A 2190-nucleotide genomic window follows, 5' to 3' on the forward strand; every position below is an offset into this window, starting at 1 on the left:
TATGATTGATATAAGAGAGTACAGCGGTAATCGACAAAAAAATGGCGCTGACTTCTAGAAGGGTCAGAGTAGATGTGGATGCCATAAAGAATCTCAAAGTAATAAAAAATAATAACTGCAAACCAAAATGTTAGCAGCTTAGCTAGATTGAACCTCTAAAGCTTTATTGATATGCGTTGCAAATTTGCTAAGGTATCTAAAGTGCTGATGCTGTGCGTCCTCATTATGGACGAATTGCTTGGCCTGCTGGCACATAGCGGCTAAATCGTTTACCAGCTCGCTATAGCTCAAGTTCTCAATACCTGCGCGCTCAATCAAGGTAATCTCATGCAAGAGCGTCTGCTGCTGGGCACTATTGACCCGAGCATAGTTAAGATCCGTCATCGCCTGACACAAAGCTTTTAATACCATTAAGTCAGCGACCGCATAACGGCGTATCTCACCCAAAGAGGTATCGATAAAGTCAGCGATTCTAGGGGTTTGGGTGATGACAGCCAGCGTAGCTACCCGCGGCTCATTAACCGTAATTTTTGACTCATCGTTGTCGTGAGGCGGCACATAAAAATGATACGGGCTTGGCGGCTGGCGACGCATCATCACGCTCAAACATATTGTCAACGACTGAACACAGTTCACTGCCGTCTTGGGATCATTGATACCAGGCGAGAGGGCACGCACAGCAATCTCAGTCACTTGTCCCAAACTATAAGCAATATCGTTTGAATGTACCGCGCGCGGCTCAATGCGAACACAAGCGGCGAAGCGTTGCCAAAACATCCCATCAGGATGGCGCGGCAAAATCGCTAAATTAGAGGTTTTAGTCTTTTGCTGATCACTAGGGTGCCCTGGTGGACACTGATAAAAGTAGCCGATGACGTTTTTGTCAGTGACAAAGTCGCCAAGATTGGCATGCAGTTGTACAACGCCGCCGTAATCTTGAGTCAAGGTAATCAAAGAGTCAAAGTAAATTTGCTGCAAATATCCTGAAACGGGCGCGTAAATAGGGGTGGCAGGCCAAGTATGAAACCGCTTTATATCTTCTTGTAAGATATCTTGATGATGCTGTATATCACAATGATCGCTATACCAGTAATTGATGTTTTCGAGCGCATCACTGCTAGCATCTTGAATGACGTGAGAGGCTTGAATGGCATGCACCATATGTTGTACAAAATATACTAATAGCAGCGCACAAATGATAGCCATGACGATAGCAAAGGTGACTGACAATTGCGGCACACCAAGACCGACATCAAATTTATGAATAGATTTGAGCACTAATAGGCTGTAACTAAAAGTGCCGATAAAGGCACCAAGTACAAACTGATTGGGCGTATCTGTCAAAAAATTACGCAAAAGTCGCGGCCCAAATTGCGACGACGCCATCGATAATACAGCAATAGTAATCGAGAACGTGGTACCAGCGACGCCTAACACGGCGCCTGCGATAGCGGTCATGATAGAACGCGCGGCATCCGCATCACCAGTAAAAGCAAAGGCTATCTCTTTGACTGCCTCACGATCAAAATACTCATCAATAGTAAGAAACAAGGGCGCTAATAGTATGCCAGCTAGTACACAAGTCGTTGGAATAAACCAGTATGAGCCAATTAACTGCTGCCATAAGTTTCTGATGCGATCAGGCAAATCAGCAAGCGTTTGTAGCGACCACAACTGAGCAAATTTATGAAAGCCATTAATACTGGATTCTTTGGTTGTTTCAAGTAACGTTTTTTTCTCATCGCGCACTAGCGTAGGCTCCAAAATATATAAAATAGCTTTGTGTTAGTAATAAACTTAACTTATTTAGCGCTGCGGATTGTCCGCTTCAGTGATAATACTTTTATCCTCTACTCTTATTTTATCGCCTCTTGTGCGACTGCTTTTGATAAAGCTGGCAGTATTGCTTATCCTACTCTTTTTTGCTGAGTTTTGGTCTATAGCGCTATCTTTTGGAATCACAACTTCATTGTGCTCGTTGTCCAAAACTACGCTACTGTCTTTGTCAAAAGCGGCGGGTTCAAAACCTGCATGCTCACTTTTTGAGTTGCGACGATTTTCACCAGGCCTATTTGGAGGAGTCATTGATTTGCGGCGCGGTTCGCTATGGGCAAATATAGCATTTAAAGGTAAATCCAGCTCCTCTTTGGCGCAGCGTTCTGTCGTCTCAAAGCGGTTGATAAGCAAGCT

At 44.2% G+C, this 2190-nt stretch carries 1 protein-coding gene and 1 pseudogene; both read right to left on the reverse strand.

The genetic code is table 11. The features are described 5' to 3' along the window. Positions 1-138: 138 nt before the first annotated feature. Entirely contained in the window at positions 139-1749 is a 1611-nt protein-coding gene (locus tag ACTXGO_RS12760; RefSeq protein ID WP_443574795.1) for a DUF2254 domain-containing protein, read from the reverse strand. 57 nt (positions 1750-1806) lie between these two features. After that, positions 1807-2190, reverse strand: a pseudogene (locus ACTXGO_RS12765) (hypothetical protein); the annotation flags it as partial.

Source organism: Psychrobacter sp. T6-1 (genome assembly GCF_052258445.1).